Raw genomic sequence first — 19,916 nt, forward strand, 5'->3', positions numbered from 1 at the left:
TCATCCTTCCGTTTTTAATTTCTAAGAAGGAACTGCCTATGAAGTTGATGTAAATTTTCGTCATCGTTTTCCTTTTTTCCTCTTTTTTCAAGGAGAAAAGGAAAAAGGAACCGAATAGTAGTAGGGGAGGGATGTATATGGAAAGATGGATAGGCTGTGCAGCAGTATGTGTAAATGAAAGAAATGAAGTTTTAATGGTATTACAAGGACAAAAGGGTGAAGAAAAAAGGTGGTCCGTCCCAAGTGGAGGACTTGAAAAAGGAGAAACATTAGAGGAATGTTGTATCCGAGAGGTTTGGGAAGAAACAGGCTACAATGTGGAAGTTGTAAGTAAAATATACGAAAAAGAAGCGATTACATATGGGGTTCCTGTATACGTTCATTATTATATCGTAAAAAGAATAGGCGGTAGTATGAAAATCCAAGATCCTGATGAGTTAATACATGAAATTGCTTGGAAGGGGATAGATGAAATGAAGGAATTAACGCTATCTTTCCCGGAGGATTATGAGATTTTAAACAAATACATAAATAAAAAAGCGAGTGTGTAAACACTTGCTTTTTCAATGTATCCACGATAAGAAAAGCGGAACGATAACTAAACTAGCTCCTGCAGTTAAAAGCATAGATAAACTTGCGATCGTTCCCTCTACAGGACCGATTTCGAATGCTTTTGATGTGCCGGTTCCATTTGCGCTCGTTCCTAACATAATACCTTTTGCAATTGCTGTTTTAATACGGCATATACGAATGAGAGAAGGTCCGAGCAATGCTCCTGTTAACGCAGTTAAAACAACAAATACTGCTGTTAATTGTGACATACCACCAATCATTTCTGAAATGGCCATTGCAATTGGTGTCGTTACAATATGAGGTGCTAAACTATGTTCTAACGATGAATCAATTTGAAAATAATTTGCTAGTAGTGCTGAAGTAATAACTGATAGAAACGAACCGACAATGACATTAAGTAAAATAGCCATTCCATGTTTCTTGAGTAAATCAAAGTATTTATAGATTGGCCATGCAAAAGCAACTGTTGCAGGTTTTAATAATTCTGTTAACCATTGGCCTCCAGTTTCATACGTTTCATAAGATGTGTCTAGTCCGAGTAATAAAGCGATTAAAATAATAGGACAGACGAGAAGAGGAGAAAGTAAGCTCCAATTCCAGCGTTTATACATTTTCTTCGATATCCAATATGTGAATAGTGTTAATAGTAAACAAAGAAAACCGATCATTGCACGGATCCTTTCCGCTTTAGTAGCAATTCTGTTAAGAGTCCTGTAACGAGAGTGACACAAAGTGTACTAATCATAATAATTAAGATGAGATCGATTCCATATTGTGATAGTGTATCTTTGTAGCGTATGACAGCGACTGCAGAAGGAATGAAAAATAAAATAAGTTCTTTTAATAAAAAGTCTGCACCGTCCTGTATCCACTCTTTTTTCACTAGGTTAAATTTTAATGAAATTAACAATAAAAAAATACCGATAATACTTCCTGGAACTGGGAGGTGTGCCTGTTTTGCAATCCATTCACCTGTCCAAGCGAAACAAAATAATAGTAAAATTTGTCCGCTTAATTTCCACCATTTCATACAGTAACCACCTCTTTCTTTTTTTACATAAAAATTGTAAAAAAGAATTAACAAATTCTACTATACGTTCATTCAAAAAATTTGTCTAATATATAAATTATATGTTATTAATATATTAGACGTATTAATTGAAATGGAAAAGGGTGTCCAAAATGGAATTACGGCATTTGCAATATTTTGTTGTAGTGGCAGAGGAGTTACACTTTGGACGGGCGGCTGCTCGTTTACAAATGACACAACCACCGCTTAGTCAACAAATTCAGCAATTAGAAAAAGAAATGGGAGTTATGTTATTTTCAAGAACGAAGAGAAAGGTTGAATTAACAGAAGCTGGAGAAATGTTTTTGAAAGAAGTAAAAAAAGCGTTCGAACAAATTGAAAAAGCGGTAGAGATTGCACAAAGTGCCCAAAGGGGAGAAGTGGGCTCACTTTCAATTGGTTTTGTAGGTGCGGCGATATATGATATTTTACCATCTATCGTAAGGGAGTATAGAAAGAAATTTCCGAGGGTGTCTGTTGCATTACATGAATTATCTACTCCAGATCAAGTGCATGCACTTCATGATAATCGTATTGATATTGGATTTTTGCGTCCACCAATCCCAACACAATTATTAGAATTAGAGCCGATACAAAAACTATCGTGTACTTTATGTTTACCGAAGGCTCATCCACTTGCAGAGAAAGATGAAATACATATAGAAGATTTACGAGATGAACCGTTTGTATTTATTACGAGACCAGTATGGCCAGCGTTATACGATACAATTTTATCACTTTGCCGCGACGTCGGGTTTAGTCCGCGTATCGTACAAGAAGCGACGGAATATCAAACAGTTATGGGACTTGTAGCAGCAGGGATTGGAATTACAGTCATACCCGTATCGGCAAATAAATTATATAAAACAGAAGTTGTATATAAAGAACTATATGATTCTAATTTTGTTGCAGAAATGTCAGTAGCTTACAAAAAAATGAATAGCAATCCAGAGCTTTTAGAGTTTTTAAAAATTGCAAGAGAGAAGAAAAGAATAGAAGTTGAGGATGAGATTAATTAAGTTATTAAAAAGTACACCTCGTTAAACACTAAAGCGGAAAGGCAATAGTATTGCCTTTCCGCTTTAGTGTTCTTTTTTTAGTTCTATACTAAAGAGATAAACATGTTCGTTTTTGTGTTCTAGGACTAAAGACTTAGAGGAAATTCCGATTGTAGTGCGATGTTTAAAATGTCATATTTTTATACACTAGTAGTATAGAATGCGTATGTAATAAGGTAGGGGAAGAATTTTATGTCTTTATGTCGGTTAGCGAGAAAAAATATAAGAACATTTGCTGCCAAAAGGATGAAGCAATTTATGTGGATTGCTATGAGTACTATGATTTTGTTTTTTATGATATCGCTACAATTTAATGAAGTAGTTGTTGGGGAATTAGGGACTACACTTTTATTTCAAATGTGTTTTTACACGTTGTTTATCGTAGTCATTTTCATATGTATGTTTATTACATATAAAATGACGTATTCTCTTCTGCAAGTGAGGAAAGAAGAAATTAAATCTTATGTAGCAGAGAATGGGAAGAGAAATGATGTACTATGTTTATTATGTCAGGAGCAATTATTTATTTATGGAGTAGCGTTTGTGTTTGGGTTAGTTAATGGGATGTTATTTTTAAAATTGTTTACGATTATCTGTATGAAAATAGCAGGAATACAAGGGATAGATAGTGCACCGATTACAATATATGCAATCGTAGTCGTTAGTATAATTATGATCGTTATCCTTCTATTATCGATGGTGCAATGTTTTCGATTTGTTCAAAGTTTACAAGATAAAAATTCGTTTCATTTCAAGGAAAAGGCATGAGGAATCATGCCTTTTTCTATTTTACACAGAAAAATAATCATGTTACAGTGTAAAGACCTGACAAAGAATGGGAAGGAAAGGTTGTATAGAATGACAAATGAACAATCAATTGTAAAGGTCGAGCGGTTAACGAAGCGAATCGGTTCAAAGACACTTGTAGAAAATATTAGTTTTGAAGTTAAAAAGGGTGAAGTAGTTGGTTTGCTCGGACCAAATGGCGCTGGAAAAACGACTTTAATGAGAATGATGGTCGGCATGATTCGTATGACAGAGGGCGAAGTTTGGATTGATGGTCAATCTGTAAAACAACAATTTGAAAGTACTGCTTCGAAAATTGGAGCAGTAATTGAGACACCGGAATTTTATCCTTTCTTGAGTGGCTATGAAAATTTAACATATTTCGGACGAATGAATGGGAACGTGACAGAAGAACGTATCGATGAAGTAGTGAAATTGTTAGGAATGGGACAAGTAATTGACCGCAAAGTAAAAGCATATTCACTCGGCATGAGACAACGTTTAGGAATTGCTCAAGCGCTTATTCATGATCCAGATGTATTAATATTAGACGAACCAACGAATGGATTAGATCCTAGTGGAATACATGAAATGAGAATGTACATAAAGAAAATTGCACATGAACAAGGAAAAGCTGTTCTTGTATCTAGTCACTTACTTTCAGAAGTTGAATTAATGTGTGATAGAGTTATCATTATTCAGCACGGAGAATATGTCGCGACGCAAAATATTCAGCATAATCAAAGTGAAGAGATGGAGACAATCCGTATACGCGTAGATGATGCGAATAAAGCGGCAGAAATGTTAGACCAAGATGTTTTAATAAAAGGTAATGATTTACTTATTCATGTAAAAGATGAAGAAATCCCAAATGTTATTCGTACATTGCTTGAGAAAAACATTCAAGTGTATCGTGTATATGAAGAAAGAAAAACGTTAGAAGAGCAATTTTTAGAATTAACAGGGGGAAAAGATATTGTTTAATTTAGTGTATAACGAATTGTATAAAATATTTAAGCGAAAGCGAACGATTATTCCATTTGCAGTTATTGCAGTATTAATAATCGGATTAGGATGGGTTACTGTAAAGTATCTGGAGCCGGAAACAAAAGGATGGAAAGCTGATTATACAGAACGAACTGTAGAAATTGAGAAAAAGCTAGGCATGGAAAAAGAAGCAATTTTAGCGGAACGATCTGGGGATGAGCTTGTAAAGGAATATCAGCTTAAGATGAAGCATTTAGATACAGATACAGCACCGGCAAGTAGTTCTCCACTTTCTTTCATGAGAGATACAGGCTTTATCGTATTTCCAATATTACTTCCGTTTATCCTCGTGTATGCAAGTACAATTTTTGCGAATGAATATAGCTGGGGAACATATAAATTTTTAACGATACGACCAGCGAGTCGCTTTAAAATTTTGACAGCTAAGTTTTTAGCAATTGTCATATTTGCAGCGTTATTGTTTATATTTAATATGATTTTTTCCATTTTATGTGGGCTTGTTATTTATAAATTCCAGCAGCCTGCATGGAGCGAATTTATTTTCCAAGATGGAAATATTATAAAACAAAATATTTTTGTAGAGGCTAGTAAGTATTATATTTTATCGTGGTTGCCAACGATTGTGTATGCAGCGTTTGCATTTATGATTTCTGTGCTAACAAGATCTAGCGGAGGCGCGATTGGTATTTCACTATTTCTCGCTTTATCAGGAAACATCGCATTACTAGCAGCAACTAGATATGATTGGGCGAAATATTTATTGCCAGCAAACACAGATTTATATAGTATTGCAAAGAATGGAAGCTTTATTGATGGAGTAACGTTCCCGTTTGCATCATGTATGCTACTACTTTATTTATTCGTATTTTTAGGGGTTTCTTATACTGTATTTTTAAAACGAGATTTAACTTAAAAGAAAAGCCGTTAAGCACACTCTTAACGGCTTTTCTTTATGTTAATTGTTTAAGCGCTTTTTCGGCTAATAAAGCGAAAAATTTTGCGCTGATAGGCAATGCTTGTTCATCGATAGTGAACGAGGGATGGTGCCATTCATGTGTACCACTCGTTCCCATAAAGACGAATGATCCTGGTATGTGTTGTTGATAAAAAGAGAAATCTTCGCCAGCCATGGAAGGGGTAGGGGTAATCACGTCTAGTGACATTTCCTGTGCAGTTTGTGTACATAAATGAGTAAGACTTTCATCATTATGGACGGCAGGAGGACCTGAATGAAAATGGAATTCTGTTTTTACACCTAGTGCATCAGAAACGCCCTTAATGATACGTTCCATTAAGGCTGGAATTTTTTCGCGTGTTTCAGCTTGGAAAGTACGAACAGTACCTTCTAATATTGCTTTTTCAGGAATAACGTTCCACGTATTTCCTGAATGGATGTTTGTGACGCTAACAACTGCATTATGAGATGAACTTATATTTCGGCTTACAATAGTTTGTAATGCCATCACAATTTGAGAGGATGCGACAATTGGATCTACCCCAGCATCTGGTACAGCTGCATGTGTACCAACTCCGTGAATTTCAATTTCAAATCGATCAACTCCGGCCATAAGTGGACCATCTTTAATACCGATTGTACCTACTGGTAAATCAGGTTTGTTATGCATACCGAAAATAGCTTGTACGCCATGTAAATGCCCAGCTTCAATAACTTTGCAAGCGCCATTACTACTCTCTTCAGCCGGCTGGAATATAAAGCGAACAGTTCCATTTAGGGAAGGTTCTCTTTCTTTTAATAAATAAGCGGCACCTATAATAGCAGCTGTATGAAAATCATGCCCACAAGCGTGCATTTTTCCATGGATTTTTGAAGCGTAGGATAAATTTGTTTCTTCCTGAATAGGAAGGGCATCAATATCAGCACGGATTGCTATAAGCGGTCCGTTACTATTCCCCGAAATTTCAGCAATAACGCCCGTTTCTAAACTAGAATTGATAATTGTAATGTTTTTTTCTTCTAACCAATTCTTTATAGCTTTCGTCGTTTCGAATTCTTCGTAGGATAATTCTGGATTCTCATGTAAATTTCTACGAATAGAAATAAGTTGATCAGTTAACTGTTCTAGATTTGATGCCACTTATAATGCCCTCTTTCTTAAATAAAGTATTTACTATAAGTATACAATAATAAAAGAGAGGATTCTCAAATGAAAATCCTCTCTCGTTTATGCTGCCAACTTTTTGTGTGTCTGATGTTTACGATAACGTCCACGCATTGCATAGGCAATTTGCGGGATTGCAATCCCGATTAAAATAAGTGATACACCGAACCATTGTGAAGATAGTACAGCTTCTTTTAAAACGAATACAGACATAATTGTTGTAACTGGTAGTTCCGCAGCGCCAAGAATAGTCGCTAAGCCAGAACCAATCTTTGGAATACCAATTGTAAAGGCGATAGAAGGAATGACGATACTGAATGTTCCTAAACCTAAACCGTATTTCCAAAGTCCTTCAGAAATTGCACCGTTAAAAATAAATGTTGGAGGGAATACGATCATTACTAAAGTTAAAGCACCAGCCATTAAAAGAACACCGCGTGGTAATGAAGGTACTTCAACAGCAACTTTTCCGCTCACGAAAATGTATGTTGCAAATGTAACAGCAGATAATAGGCCTAATATAATTCCAGTCGTATCGAAATCACCTGCTGATTTTTCTAGTAAACCACTTGATAAAAATGTACCTGCAAGTAAGAAAATAACAGAAATAACTTTTTCTCGTGAAGGTAAAGTTTTTGTTGCGACTGCTTCAATAATAATTCCGACCCAAACGAATTGGAATAAAAGTATAATGGCGATAGATGCTGGTACAGTTTTTAATGAAGCATAATAAAAAATTCCAGTGAAACTTGCAGATGTACCTGCAACGAATAAAATTAAAGCTTGTTTTAATGGAACACGATGTCTAGAAAATAGAAGTGTAATAGCAAGCAAAATAATCCAACCGAACAAATATTGGCTGCCAATTACCTCTCCAAGTGAAAATCCTTCTGCATATGCAAGTTTAACGAAAATAGCTAAAATCCCATAACTACACGCTCCTAATAAAACTAAAAGAGAATAACGAAGCATGAAATAGTCCTCCTATCTATATGAAATAGTTCCGTAACGGACATATATAACTAGAGGGAAGTATACAAAATTAAAAATGAAGGGTCAAATAAAAGAAAAGTGTGACATTTTATAGAATAATAATAAAAGTATGATATTTATGCATAATCTTGAAATTAGTAATAATAGAAGTATTGTAAAATCAAGTTTGTATTGTATAAAGACAGCATTTGAAAAAAATATTTTTTAATCAATATGTATATAAACGTACGAATAACATGCTAATCATTTGAGAAACTATATTACCTTTGTTATGTTAATAACATTAGAGAGGTTTTGTAGTGTAATTGAGATTTTTCTATATAAATAGAAGGAAATGAAAACGTTTTTTTAGAAAAAGTGTGAAAGGGTAGTTTTTCTTATTATCACGTTGGAAAAGTGATTTCACGAATTGTTCATAGTATTTTTATATGTTTTTGCTACAATATGTAAGGAGAGGAGTGGAATAATGCAAGATATTAGTATTTTTTTAGCGTTTGGTGCTGGGTTTTTATCATTTATTTCCCCATGTTGCTTACCGCTTTATCCGGCATTTTTATCGTACATAACAGGTATGTCGGTTTCTGAGTTGAAAGAAGAAAATGCAATGCTTCGCAAAAGAAGTATGATACATACAGCGTTTTTCTTACTTGGATTTTCAATTATATTTATTGCAATTGGATTTGGTACAAGCTTTATCGGGGGCATTTTTACGAATTATAAAGATTTAATTAGACAGTTAGGTGGTATATTTATCATCGTGTTCGGTTTCATTATTGTCGGTGTATTTAAGCCGAAGTTTTTAATGCAAGACCGTAAATTTACATTTAAGAATCGTCCGAGTGGTTATTTTGGATCTGTTCTAATTGGATTGGCATTTGCGGCAGGATGGACACCTTGTACAGGACCTATTTTAGTATCGGTTATTGGATTAGCAGCAACAAATCCAGAATCAGCAATGATTTATATGATCGCATACATACTTGGATTTGCTATCCCGTTCTTTGTACTATCATTCTTTATTACGAAAATGTCTTGGATTAAAAGAAACAGTATGAAGTTCATGAAAATCGGGGGATACATTATGATTATCATGGGTATCTTCTTATATTTTAACTGGATGACAAAAATTATCGTATATTTCTCAAGTTTATTTGGTGGTTTTACGGGTTTTTAGTATTATTCTGTGAAAATGTTGGAAATACTAACGGAAAAGCATATAATGAAAGTATATTTTGCATATAGCCACAAAAAAGGATGAGAAAATATGAACATAGTTGTTTTATCCAGTATCGTTGCTGTTTGTATGGCTGTTGGTGCGATGTTTATTCGTTTAAAAGCAGCTAAGAAACCTGCAACATTGAAAAAAATTATACTTCCACCATTTTTTATGAGTACGGGAGCGTTGATGTATGTTTTTCCTGAATTTCGATTAACTCCAGCAGAAATGTTAGAAGCAATTGGCGTCGGTTTGTTTTTCTCTATTTTTCTTATTAAAACATCTAAATTTGAGATTAGAGGACAAGAGATTTATTTGAAGCGTTCCAAAGCATTTGTTTTTATATTAATTGGATTACTTGTCGTGCGGATTGTATTTAAAACATACTTAAGCCAATCTCTTGATTTAGGACAACTTAGTGGTATGTTCTTCTTACTGGCATTTGCGATGATTGTGTCATGGAGAATTGCAATGTACCGTTCCTTTACGAAATTACAGAAGGAAATGGAAAAAGAAGATGGTTTTTATAATGAAAAAGATATGAAATTAACTTAAAAACTGTATATGTATAAAATAAAAAGACAGCGTCAAAGGCGCTGTCTTTTTATTTTATATTGCTAACATCTTCTATTCCAACCGCGCCGGATAAAACGTTCCCCATTAAAGAAACAATTTAAATTTGGTGAGACGAACGGACCGATAAACGGAATAATGTTTGGCTCTGAAGTTTCATCAACGGAAATCGGTGGTTTAGTAGGATCTGGTCTGAGTGTATAGCGAATGCGGGCGGTATTTCGAATGAGACCATTTCGTGGCTCTGCTGTTACTTGAACGATAAAACGAACAACAACGGATTCACTTGGATTAACAGTATTGATAAGAATACCGATAGTTGGGTTAGTTCCAGGACGTGCTACTCCATTTACAGTTACTGAATTTGGATAGAAAGTAACTTCAGGAGGAAGTGGGTCGGTAATGAGTACGTTATTTACTGGGATGGTGCCATTGTTAGTAAAGGTAAGTGTATATGTGATGAAATCACCGAGATGGGCGCTATTTACATTTGCGGTCTTAATAAATGTGTTTGGCTCATTAGGGTTTACTTCTATCGTAATTGGTGGTGTTGTAGTCGTTGTTGTGATAGGTGGTCTAGTCGGGTCGGGTTGAGAAGTATACGTAATGGATGCGATATTTGTAATCATTCTATTAGCTGGAAGTGTAATAACCTGTACTTGGAATGAAATAGTTACGGATGCTGTTGGATTAAGAGTTCCGACTGGAATGCCTGTGGATGGATTTGCGTTTGGAACGGGAATGTTATTAATTGTGACACTATTTGGAACGAATGATGTGCCGACAGGAAGTGAGTCTGTAACAGAAATGTCAGTGACAGGAATCGTACCTTCATTTTGGAATGTGATAGTAAATGTAATCGTATCACCTACTGAAACGATGGATTTATCAGCGGTTTTTATCGGATTAATAGTCCCAACGTTTACAGGAGTAATTGTAGTAGGTGTAGGCGTAGTAACGGATACAGGTGGTTTAGTAGGATCGGGTTGGTACTGGAAGGAAACGTTACCTTGGTTTTGAATTTCTCCGCTTGGTGGAATTGAAGTAACTAGGACACGGAAAGAAATCGTTGCGGATTCAGAAGGAGCAAGTGTTGAAATTGGGATGCCTGCTGATGGATTTGCAGTTGGTTGCGGCACGTTGTTAATTGTTACACTATTTTGGATGAACGAAGTACCGATAGGAATTGTATCAGTTACAAGTATATGATTAGCAGGAATGGTACCTGTATTTTGGAGAGAAATCGTATACGGTGCGAGACGTTCTCGAGTAAGTAATGCGGGAGCATAGGCGACAACGAGGACTATTCTTAATTGTAGAAACATCGAAAACAATAAAGAGTAGGATAACTGTTCAGGCGAGTGAGAGGAATGAAGGAGTAACGCCCCGAAACTCTCCCAGTGAGATTCCCAACTGCATACACTCGGCAGAGTGAGATGTTGGAAGCAGGGTAAAACATGCGGTTACGGTTCGTAGTGTCTATATGGATAACCGAAAGCCAGCAGGAATAATAAACCGGCTGGAACTAACTAAGTACCGTATGCTGTCAACCGACAAGGTGAGAATGTGTAAACACTGACGAACTTGCGAATGTACACCTCGATAGGTTTACGGGTCAGAAATGATTCGGAGTCTGAAAATAAGACTTGTCTAATGGATTGGAAACATCGCATAGTGACCAATCCTAACGTTGTTACAGGCAACGGAGCTAGACACGGGGTAAAGCAAGCACCTAAATCGGAGATTGAAAGATCTTTAAAACAACGATAGTCTGAACGGAACGTCGAAAGCCACTAACGTTGGGTCTATGACTCTATCGGCGGATATAGTTGAATACGAAACGGGTAACCGAGGGAAGTATTCTTAATAGTGGTGAGAGTAGTGGCACGACCGTTGAAGATTCTGTAATGGAATTGGAGGAACAGCCACAAGCCTATTTGTAGGAACTGAAATTTCATCTAATCTTGCATGGATTCTGGTAAGACTCAAAAGGTCACCAAATCAATATGAGAGTAGGTGATAGACCATGAATGATAGAACTAAGTCCACGCCAAAGAATAAGAAACTAAGACACAACGAATACTACGGTATCCAAACTTTCTTAGATAACTTATACCAGAAGGCAACAAAGAAAAATTCTTTTAAAAATTTAATGCCTATCATTATATCAGATGAAAATATACTCCTCGCGTTTCGTAATATTAAAGGAAACAAAGGGAGTAAAACAGCAGCTTGTGACAATGTAAACATTAAGGATATTGAGAGAATGGAACAAAGCTATTTCTTGAACGAAGTAAAAAGACGCTTTCAAAACTACCAACCGCAGAAAGTAAGGCGCAAGGAAATACCGAAACCCAATGGGAAAACCAGACCTCTGGGAATACCAAGTATGTGGGATAGGATTATCCAACAATGCATCTTACAAGTAATGGAGCCTATCTGTGAAGCACACTTCTGTAACCGAAGTCATGGATTTCGCCCAAACAGAAGTGCTGAAAATGCTATAGCAGACGCAACAAAACGGGTAAATCAGCAAAACCTTACATATGTGGTGGATATAGACATTCAGGGATTCTTTGACGAAGTAAGTCACGTCAAACTCATGCGCCAACTATGGACACTGGGTATTCGTGACAAACAACTACTAGTCATTATCCGGAAAATATTGAAAGCGCCAGTGCAACTGCCTAACGGCAAAACGATATTTCCGACCAAAGGTACCCCGCAAGGTGGTATCCTTAGTCCACTACTCGCCAATGTTAACCTTAACGAATTTGACTGGTGGATTAGTAATCAATGGGAAACTTTCAAAGCCAAGAAGGTAAAGCCGAGATTGAAAGATGGGATTTGGAGTAATGACACTGTAACATATTGTCTATCCAAAACATCCAAGATGAAACCAATGTATATCGTAAGATACGCAGATGATTTTAAAATCTTTACAAATACACGTAGGAATGCGGAGAAAATTTTCGAAGCAACTCAAATGTGGTTAGAAGAACGTCTAAAACTGCCTATCTCAACCGAAAAGTCTAAAGTAACCAATCTGAAAAAGCAACAGAGTGAATTCTTAGGTTTCACTCTTAAGGCTGTAAAGAAAGGTAAGAAGAACGGTAACACACGATACATTGCAGTAACACACATCTCTCCAAAAGCACTGGAAAAAACAAAACAAGATTTAGCAAAACAAGTGAAAAGGATACAGAGAACCCCAAACTCTAATGAAACAATTAAGAGAATCAGTATATACAACAGCATGGTCATTGGTAAGCACAACTATTATAAAATAGCAACGCATGCTTCCCTGGATTTCAGTAAAATGAACCATAGTCTTGGTCACATGATGTATAACAGATTCCCAAAGTCAAAAATTAGAGGAAAAAGCAACACAAACGGATACACGAATATAGGGAAATATAAAGGGAAAGACAGAGGTATTAAACCATACCTAAAGTCAAAAGCGATGAGATTTCTCATGAAATGTCCTATTTTACCAATCTCCTATATTCAACACAAAAAACCGATGATGAAAAAGCAATCTATTAACAGATACACCGCAGAAGGACGAGCCCTTATACACAAAAACTTGGCAGAAATAACCGAAGCGGAACTGAAATGGTTAAGAGAAAACCCAGTTATAAATGAACGGGCAACCATAGAATACAATGATAATCGAATTTCTCTTTATATTGCACAAAAAGGAAGATGCAGTGTAACAGGTGAGAAACTCTCGCCTTGGGACATCCACTGTCACCATAAGCGATTATGGAGTGAAACAAGGGATGACAGCTACAAAAATCTTACCATCATCAAGCCAAGTGTCCATACACTAATACACGCGACCAATATAGAAACCATAAACCAATTCCTCAATAAATTAAAACTCAACGAGGAACAGTTAGGCAAACTTAATAAATTGCGGAAATTAGTCAAAAATGAGGAAATCTGTATGTAATCACAAAATGAAGTGGATATGGAACATGAACAACTAGCGTTGTTTGCTTAGAGCTTATCATTATTAGATGAAAAGAAAACTACAATATAGGTGGACCGCGGTATGCCGTGAAAGTGGCACGTACCGTGCGGATCGGGGGAAAAGTTGGAGATAACCTCAAAGACTTACCTATCGACAATTAATGATATCACCTAAAGTAACTGTTTCCGGCGTGGCTGTTTTTTTCGGATTTAATATAGCTGTATTTACATTCGTTGTGTTAATTGGAGTAGGGTCTGTAATTGTAATAGGAGGTTCACCAGGACCTGGTTCATATGTGAAAGTAACAGTTGCTTGATTTCGAATAATACCACCAGGTGGTACACTTGTGACTCTTGCTTGGAATTGAACAGTAATTGTATCGTTTGGATTGACTGTTCCAACAGGTATACCTACAACAGGATTTGCTCCAAGATCTGGAATGCCATTTATTACAACAGTACCTGGAAGAAACGTTAACCCATTTGCTAACGGATCAGTAATGATAACGGAAGTTGCAGGGACTGATCCGCGATTTTGGAAGGTTACAGTATACGTTATGATTTCATTTATATCTACAATTTGTTTGTCTGCTAGTTTATTTGGGTTAGGTGTAGGTGTAATAACGGCTACTTCAACAGTTGGAGTAGGATCTGTAATAGTAATAGGGGGTTCGCTAGGGTTTGGCTGGAATGTGTAAGTGACAGTTGCAGTGTTTTTAATAATACCGTCTGGTGGGAGTTCAGTTACAGTAACTTGATAAGTTAATGTAACAATTTGTCCTGGAGTTACAGTCCCAACGTTTACACCATTATTTGGATTTGTTCCAGGTTGCGTGACGCCATTAATCGTAACGCTGTTCGGAATGAAAGTAGTACCAGATGGAGTAGGGTCTGTAATAATAACATCTGTCGCATTAATATTCCCGACATTTTGGAACGTAATTGTATATGTGACAGTATCACCGAGATTAATAACTTGAGGGTTAGCTTGTTTGTTAGGATTAATAGTAACTTCACTTACTTGCGTCTTTGTAGTAGGTGTAGGTGTAGTAACAGATACAGGTGGTCTAGTAGGGTCTGGCTGATATTGGAATGAAACGATCCCTTCATTTTCAATAAAACCTGTCGGTGGTATCGAAGTTACTTGAACTTGGAAAGTTACGACGGCTGAAGTGTTAGGTTCTAATGTACCGATAAGAATTCCGGAACTAGGAACGATACCTGGTTGTGGAATGCCGTTTATCGTAACGCTATTCGGAATGAAAGTAGTACCAGCTGGAATAGGATCGGTTACAAGTACATTTGTTGCAGGGACAGTTCCTGTATTTTGTAAGGAGATTGTATAGGTGATTGTGTCACCTAATAAAGCAAATGCTTTATCAGCGGATTTTGTAGGGTTCGTTGTTGCGGTATTGACATTTGTAGTAGTAGGTGGAGTCGGTGTAGTTACTGTTACTGGGGGTTCTCCAGGATTAGGCTGGAATGTGTAGGTGATAGTAGCTTCATTTATAAGAATTCCGTTTGGGGGTATTGAAACAACACGAACTTGGAAAGTTACAATGATCGATTCACTAGGGTTTAATGTGCCAAGAGGTATGCCAAGAGCTGGATCTACATTACTAGTTGGAGTGCCGTTAATTGTAACGCTATTTGGAATGAAAGTAGCTCCTGTTGGGATTGGGTCTGTAAAGACGATGTCTGTCAGTTGTACTGTTTGTAAATTTTGGAATGTAACAGTGTACGTAATAATATCACCTATATCAACATTGTTACGATCAGCTGTTTTTGCTGGATTAATAATGGTGTTAATGATTTCAGTATTAACTGGTGGTGTTTCTTCTGTTTCTGTAATAGGAGGTTCATTTGGATTAGGCTGAGAGGTAAAGTTGACTGAACCAACATTTGTAACAACCCCGTTAGGAGGTATATTCGTAATCGTTACTTGGAACGTAATGGTTATTATTTGATTTGGTTGTATTGTACCAATGAGTATCCCAATGCTTGGATCAACACCTGGTTGTGAAAGGCCATTTACTGTAACAGAATCTACAATAAATTGTGTGCCTACTGGTGGTTGATCAATGACAGATACATTTGTCATAGGAATATTTCCAGTGTTTTCAAGGGTGATTGTATAAGTGAGTGCATCGCCAATGTTAGCGATTGGTAAATCTACTGTTTTTGTTGACTCTAATTCTGCATTTTGTACAATTGTTTCTGCGATTGGAGTCGGTGTGGTTGTTGTAATAGGCGGGAGTGTCGGATCTGGTTGAGATGTGTAAGTGACATTTGCTTCATTTGAGATAATGCCATTTGGTGGTAAAGTTGTTATTTGTACTTCTAAAGTAACAGTCACTATTTGTCTAGGGTTTAATGTGCCAACTGGGATTCCTGTTTCAGGGGTCAAATTAGGTTGTGGAATGCCATTAATCGTAATGCTACCAAGGATAAATGTAGTTCCAGTAGGGACAGAATCTGTAATAATGACATCAGTTGCAGGTATATTACCGGTATTTTGAAGGGTAATTGTATAAGTGAGCGTATCACCAATACTTGCAAACTCACGATCCACTGTTTTTTGCGGGTTCGGGTTAGCGGTACGAACAGGTAAAGTTACGGTAGGAGTCGTTTCTGTTGTTGTAATAGGAGGTTCGCTTGGATTAGGCTGAGAAGTGTAGGTAACACTTGCTGTATTTTCTATTTTTCCATTAGGAGGAATAGCGTTTATTTGAATCTGGAATGTAACAGTAACTGTCTCGCCGGGATTAACTGTTCCAACAGGAATTCCTGTGACTGGACTTACGCCGGGTTGAGCGACATTGTTTACAGTAACACTATTCGTAATAAAAGTTGTACCCGATGGCAAAGAATCTGTAATTGTTACACCAGTAGCAGGTATAGTTCCTTGGTTTGTAAATGTGACAGTATAAGTTACAATATCGTCAATTTCTGCAAACGTAAGGTTTGCTGTTTTTGTTGGACTTATGACTACAGTTTGGATAGGAGTCGTTGTTTCAGGAGTTGTTTCTGTTTTTGTGACTGGAGGTAAATTTGGATCCGGTTGATAATTAAATGTTGCACTACCTTGATTTCGGATTTCGCCGCTAGCAGGGATGTTTATTACTCGTACTTGGAAAGTAATCGTTGCGCGTTCGGATGGCGCTAAAGTTCCAAGTGAAATTCCTGATGATGGATTTGTTCCTGCTTGAGGAATCCCATTAATCGTAACACTATCTGGAATAAATACAGTACCGGCAGGGATAGAATCTATTACTGTTATATTCGTAGCAGGAACAGTACCGGTGTTTTGAAATGAGAGAGTATAGGTAATGACATCATTTAATGCAACGAAGGAGCGATCTGCTGTTTTTTGTGGATTTAGTGTAGCGGTATTAACTGCTGTTTCTGTTTCAGGAGTTGTAATAGTTGTCGTAACGGGAGGTTCATTTGGATTTGGCTCGTATGTGAATGTAATATTTGCTTGATTTCTAATAACTCCTCCGGGCGGGATACTATTTACTACACCTTGGAACGTAACTGTAATACTTTGACCGGGATTTACAGTGCCGACGGGTATACCAATTTCAGGGTTTTCTCCAAGTTGTGATGTGCCATTTACGACAACGCTACCTGGAACGAAAGAAACACCAGATGGAAGTGCATCTTTTATAATAACATTTGTAGAGGGGACGGTCCCTCTATTTTGGAATGTTACAGTAAAAGTAATCGTATCCCCTATATCAGCAACTTGTCGATCAGCAGATTTTGTAGTCGTTGGATTAGGATTATTAATTGGAATGTTTACACTTGGAGTGGTAGTAGTTGTTGTAACAGGAGGCTCACTTGGGTTCGGTTGATATTGGTAAGTGAAGGATGCTTGGTTTCTAATTATTCCATCAGGTGGTAAGTTTGTAACGACAACTTGATACGTGATTGTTTTCGTTTCTCCGACAGAAATGGTACCAAGTGGTATACCAAGTGATGGGGCTGCTCCTGGCGTTGTAATGCCATCGATTGTAACACTATTTGGAACGAAAATAGTCCCGTTAGGTGTAGGGTCTGTAACGACTACATTTGTAGCCGGAACGGTCCCGTTATTTGTAAATGTGACCGTGTAGGTAATCGTATCTCCTAAATCAGCAACTTGTTTGTCGGCAGATTTTGTAGGCGCTGTAATAACGGTCCCAACTTGAGTTTCAGTTTTAGGAGTTGGGGTAGTTGTTGTAACAGGAGGCTCATTTGGATTAACAATATAATTAAATGATACACTGCCTTGGTTTTCTATAATTCCATTTGGCGGGACACTTGTAACTTGAACTTGGAATGTAATTGTTTTTGCTTGATTTGGATTTAAAGTACCGATTGATATACCGTTTTCAGGATTACTGTTAGGTTGTGAGACACCATCAATCGTGACGCTATTTGGAATAAATGTTGTCCCGTTTGGAATTGGATCTGTTAGTACAATATTTGTTGAGGGAACAGTGCCGTTATTTTGTAAACTAATTGTATACGTAATAACATCACCAATATCAGCGAAAGTACGATTAGCAGATTTTGTAGGGTTAACTGTAGCGGTATTAACAGAGACTGTAGTAGGTGCTGTCGGTTCGGTTGTGGTAACCGGCGGTCTTGTTGGATCTGGCTGGTACGTATATGTCGTTGAAGCTTCGTTTGTAATAACACCGCCAGCTGGAATTTGTGTAACAAGAACTTGGAAAGATAGTGTTTTGGTTTCACCGGGATTAATTGTTCCAACCGGGATTCCTAGTGCGGGATTTGAATTTGGAACTGGTACATTATTTAAGATTACGCTATTCGGAATGAATGTTGTACCAGTAGGAATGGTATCAGTAAAAACTACATTTGTAGCAGGGATCGTACCATCATTAGTGAAAGTAATCGTATACGTAATAACATCACCAATATCAACAGTAGTTTTATCCGCCGTTTTAACAGGGTTTGTAATAGCGGTGTTAACAGGAGTAGTAGTAGGTGGTGTAGGGTTTGTTGTTGTAATAGCTGGTTTTGTAGGATCTGGTTGATACGTAAATGTTGTGGTTCCGATATTTCGGATTAGGCCATTCTCTGGGAGAGAGGTAACTTGAACTTGGAAAGTGACAGTGACAGTATTACCAGCTGCGATTGTACCAATTTGTATACCACCAGAAGGATTTACGCCAGGTTGTGAAGTACCGTTAATTGTGACGCTATTCGGAATAAATGTAGTGCTACTTGGAATTGGATCAGTTACAATAACGTTCGTTGCAGCGATGTTTCCTGTATTTGGTACAGTAATCGTATACGTAATAATATCGCCGATATCAGCAATTTGTGGACTAGCGGTTTTTGTTGGATTTACAATTGCAGTTCGTACAGAAGTAGTTGTTGGAGGTGGTGTTATCGTAGTGGTTGTTGGGGGTTCAGCCGGATTCGGTTGCGACGTAAATGTTACATTTGCTTCGTTGGTAATCGTTCCGTTAGCTGGAAGGGAAGTGACTTGGACTTGAAATGTGACAGTTGTAGTTTGGCCAGCAGGAATTGTACCTAGCGGAATATTTGTTGGAGTTACGCCAGATTGTGCCGTTCCATTAACTGTAACACTGTTGGGAATAAAAGTAGTGCCAGTAGGGATAGGGTCTGTGATAGAAACGTTTGTCGCTGAAATATTACCGTTATTTGGAATGGTAATCGTATACGTAATGATGTCACCAATATTTACAATTTGTTGGTTTGCACTTTTAGTTGGATTAATGATAGTAGCATTAATTTGTGTTTCAACTATATTACTTGTAGAGTTTCTGTTAATTGGTGGTTGGTTTGGTGGATTATATTGAAAACTTGAAGTTGCACTATTTGGAATAGGGTTAGGTGTAGGGAGAGTATTAACTCGAACTTGAAACGTAATTGTAGCATTCCCGTTTGCAGCAATCGTTCCTACATTTATTCCAGTAGCAGGATTATCTGTAGTAGAAGTACCATTAACTGTAACGCTACCCGGTACGAACGATGTGCCGGCAGGAGGTGTGTCTGTAATGATAACATTATTAGCAGCTAATGGGGCTTGATTTGTGGCCGTAATTGTATACGTAATCGTATCACCGATAGTAGCAATTGTTTTATCTACTGCTTTTGTTAATGCGACATTAGCTGTGAAAATATCTGTATTAACTATATTGCTTGTTGTTGTACGTGTGATAGTGGGTGCGTTAGGTGCAGGTTGAAATTCGTATCCAAATGATGCTACGTTACTGGCGACAGGTGGGGTAGGAATACTTGTTACATCTACTTGGAAAGTAATTGTAACAGAGCCACCAGCCGGAATATTATTAATAGGAATTCCAGTTGAAGGATTGCCGGCTGTTGGAGTACCATTAACAGTTACACTGTTTGGAACGAAAGTGGTGCCAGCAGGTATAGGGTCTGTAAATGTAACGTTTTGTGCAGGTAGTGTTCCGGTATTTTGGACAACGATTGTATAGGTTAAACGACTTCCTATTGTTGCTATTGCCATTAGATTCGTCCTTTCTAAATGAATTTAAATC

The 19,916-nt window shown here is 37.2% G+C and carries 12 protein-coding genes and 3 pseudogenes; 9 read left to right on the forward strand and 6 right to left on the reverse strand.

The genetic code is table 11. The features are described from left to right. Positions 1 to 137: 137 nt before the first annotated feature. Positions 138 to 551 (forward strand): NUDIX hydrolase, encoded by a 414-nt coding sequence (locus LMD38_RS08720; protein ID WP_016718256.1) that lies wholly within the window; start codon positions 138 to 140, stop codon positions 549 to 551. A gap of 12 nt (positions 552 to 563) precedes the next feature. Here LMD38_RS08720 and LMD38_RS08725 read toward each other — a convergent pair whose 3' ends face one another. Both LMD38_RS08725 and LMD38_RS08730 read right to left on the reverse strand, forming a co-directional pair. Beyond that, positions 564 to 1,241, reverse strand: a complete 678-nt coding sequence (locus LMD38_RS08725) for an LrgB family protein (protein ID WP_000578951.1) — start codon at positions 1,239 to 1,241, stop codon at positions 564 to 566. Further along, complete coding sequence (locus LMD38_RS08730) at positions 1,238 to 1,603, reverse strand: CidA/LrgA family holin-like protein (protein WP_000872364.1); 366 nt, start codon at positions 1,601 to 1,603, stop codon at positions 1,238 to 1,240. Before LMD38_RS08730 ends, LMD38_RS08725 begins: the two co-directional genes overlap by 4 nt. Before the next feature lie 152 nt (positions 1,604 to 1,755). On the opposite strand from LMD38_RS08730, the gene alsR reads away from it, so the two are divergent. The 4 genes from alsR (at position 1,756) to LMD38_RS08750 (ending at position 5,407) form a co-directional block, all read left to right on the forward strand. Next, positions 1,756 to 2,661, forward strand: a complete 906-nt coding sequence (gene alsR, locus LMD38_RS08735; RefSeq protein WP_000423223.1) for an acetoin biosynthesis transcriptional regulator AlsR — start codon at positions 1,756 to 1,758, stop codon at positions 2,659 to 2,661. Positions 2,662 to 2,892: 231 nt separating this feature from the next. Beyond that, positions 2,893 to 3,468 carry an FtsX-like permease family protein gene (locus LMD38_RS08740; RefSeq protein ID WP_061183001.1) on the forward strand — a complete coding sequence of 192 codons (576 nt, stop codon included), beginning with the start codon at positions 2,893 to 2,895 and terminating at the stop codon, positions 3,466 to 3,468. A gap of 90 nt (positions 3,469 to 3,558) precedes the next feature. Further along, a complete protein-coding gene (locus tag LMD38_RS08745; protein WP_000180642.1) occupies positions 3,559 to 4,470 on the forward strand; it encodes an ABC transporter ATP-binding protein in 912 nt (303 codons plus the stop codon). Beyond that, positions 4,463 to 5,407 (forward strand): ABC transporter permease, encoded by a 945-nt coding sequence (locus LMD38_RS08750; RefSeq protein ID WP_000482765.1) that lies wholly within the window; start codon positions 4,463 to 4,465, stop codon positions 5,405 to 5,407. Before LMD38_RS08745 ends, LMD38_RS08750 begins: the two co-directional genes overlap by 8 nt. Positions 5,408 to 5,444: 37 nt before the next feature. Here LMD38_RS08750 and LMD38_RS08755 read toward each other — a convergent pair whose 3' ends face one another. Both LMD38_RS08755 and LMD38_RS08760 read right to left on the reverse strand, forming a co-directional pair. After that, a complete protein-coding gene (locus tag LMD38_RS08755; RefSeq protein WP_000157891.1) occupies positions 5,445 to 6,590 on the reverse strand; it encodes a M20 peptidase aminoacylase family protein in 1,146 nt (381 codons plus the stop codon). Between the two features lie 87 nt (positions 6,591 to 6,677). Next, a complete protein-coding gene (locus LMD38_RS08760) occupies positions 6,678 to 7,586 on the reverse strand; it encodes an EamA family transporter (protein ID WP_062822091.1) in 909 nt (302 codons plus the stop codon). Positions 7,587 to 7,912: 326 nt separating this feature from the next. Here LMD38_RS08760 and LMD38_RS28695 point away from each other — a divergent pair. The 3 genes and pseudogenes from LMD38_RS28695 (at position 7,913) to LMD38_RS08770 (ending at position 9,378) form a co-directional block, all read left to right on the forward strand. Beyond that, positions 7,913 to 8,057 (forward strand): annotated as a pseudogene (locus LMD38_RS28695) (peptidase T). A gap of 16 nt (positions 8,058 to 8,073) precedes the next feature. Then, positions 8,074 to 8,781 carry a cytochrome c-type biogenesis protein CcdA gene (ccdA, locus tag LMD38_RS08765; RefSeq protein WP_016718254.1) on the forward strand — a complete coding sequence of 236 codons (708 nt, stop codon included), beginning with the start codon at positions 8,074 to 8,076 and terminating at the stop codon, positions 8,779 to 8,781. A gap of 90 nt (positions 8,782 to 8,871) precedes the next feature. After that, positions 8,872 to 9,378 (forward strand): CcdC family protein, encoded by a 507-nt coding sequence (locus LMD38_RS08770; protein WP_001028639.1) that lies wholly within the window; start codon positions 8,872 to 8,874, stop codon positions 9,376 to 9,378. A 62-nt stretch (positions 9,379 to 9,440) separates the two neighbouring features. Here the strand turns inward: LMD38_RS08770 and LMD38_RS08775 are convergent. Next, positions 9,441 to 10,646, reverse strand: a pseudogene (locus LMD38_RS08775) (hypothetical protein); the annotation flags it as partial. 776 nt (positions 10,647 to 11,422) lie between these two features. Here LMD38_RS08775 and ltrA point away from each other — a divergent pair. Further along, positions 11,423 to 13,351: a group II intron reverse transcriptase/maturase gene (gene ltrA / locus LMD38_RS08780; protein ID WP_000999901.1), complete on the forward strand. Its 1,929-nt coding sequence runs from the start codon at positions 11,423 to 11,425 to the stop codon at positions 13,349 to 13,351. A gap of 180 nt (positions 13,352 to 13,531) precedes the next feature. Here ltrA and LMD38_RS08785 read toward each other — a convergent pair. Continuing rightward, positions 13,532 to 19,885 (reverse strand): annotated as a pseudogene (locus LMD38_RS08785) (DUF7507 domain-containing protein); the annotation flags it as partial. Positions 19,886 to 19,916: the final 31 nt, after the last annotated feature.

Origin of the sequence: Bacillus pacificus, assembly GCF_020861345.1 — a bacterium.
In the GTDB taxonomy this organism is placed as follows: Bacteria; Bacillota; Bacilli; order Bacillales; family Bacillaceae_G; genus Bacillus_A; species Bacillus_A pacificus.

Coding starts and splice junctions, on each gene's coding strand:
- LMD38_RS08770 (WP_001028639.1), top strand. CDS start 8,872: ATGAACATAGTTGTTTTATCCAGTATCGTTGCTGTTTGTATGGCTGTT.
- LMD38_RS08760 (WP_062822091.1), bottom strand. CDS start 7,586: ATGCTTCGTTATTCTCTTTTAGTTTTATTAGGAGCGTGTAGTTATGGG.
- LMD38_RS08720 (WP_016718256.1), top strand. CDS start 138: ATGGAAAGATGGATAGGCTGTGCAGCAGTATGTGTAAATGAAAGAAAT.
- LMD38_RS08725 (WP_000578951.1), bottom strand. CDS start 1,241: ATGATCGGTTTTCTTTGTTTACTATTAACACTATTCACATATTGGATA.
- alsR (WP_000423223.1), top strand. CDS start 1,756: ATGGAATTACGGCATTTGCAATATTTTGTTGTAGTGGCAGAGGAGTTA.
- ltrA (WP_000999901.1), top strand. CDS start 11,423: ATGAATGATAGAACTAAGTCCACGCCAAAGAATAAGAAACTAAGACAC.
- LMD38_RS08730 (WP_000872364.1), bottom strand. CDS start 1,603: ATGAAATGGTGGAAATTAAGCGGACAAATTTTACTATTATTTTGTTTC.
- LMD38_RS08745 (WP_000180642.1), top strand. CDS start 3,559: ATGACAAATGAACAATCAATTGTAAAGGTCGAGCGGTTAACGAAGCGA.
- LMD38_RS08740 (WP_061183001.1), top strand. CDS start 2,893: ATGTCTTTATGTCGGTTAGCGAGAAAAAATATAAGAACATTTGCTGCC.
- ccdA (WP_016718254.1), top strand. CDS start 8,074: ATGCAAGATATTAGTATTTTTTTAGCGTTTGGTGCTGGGTTTTTATCA.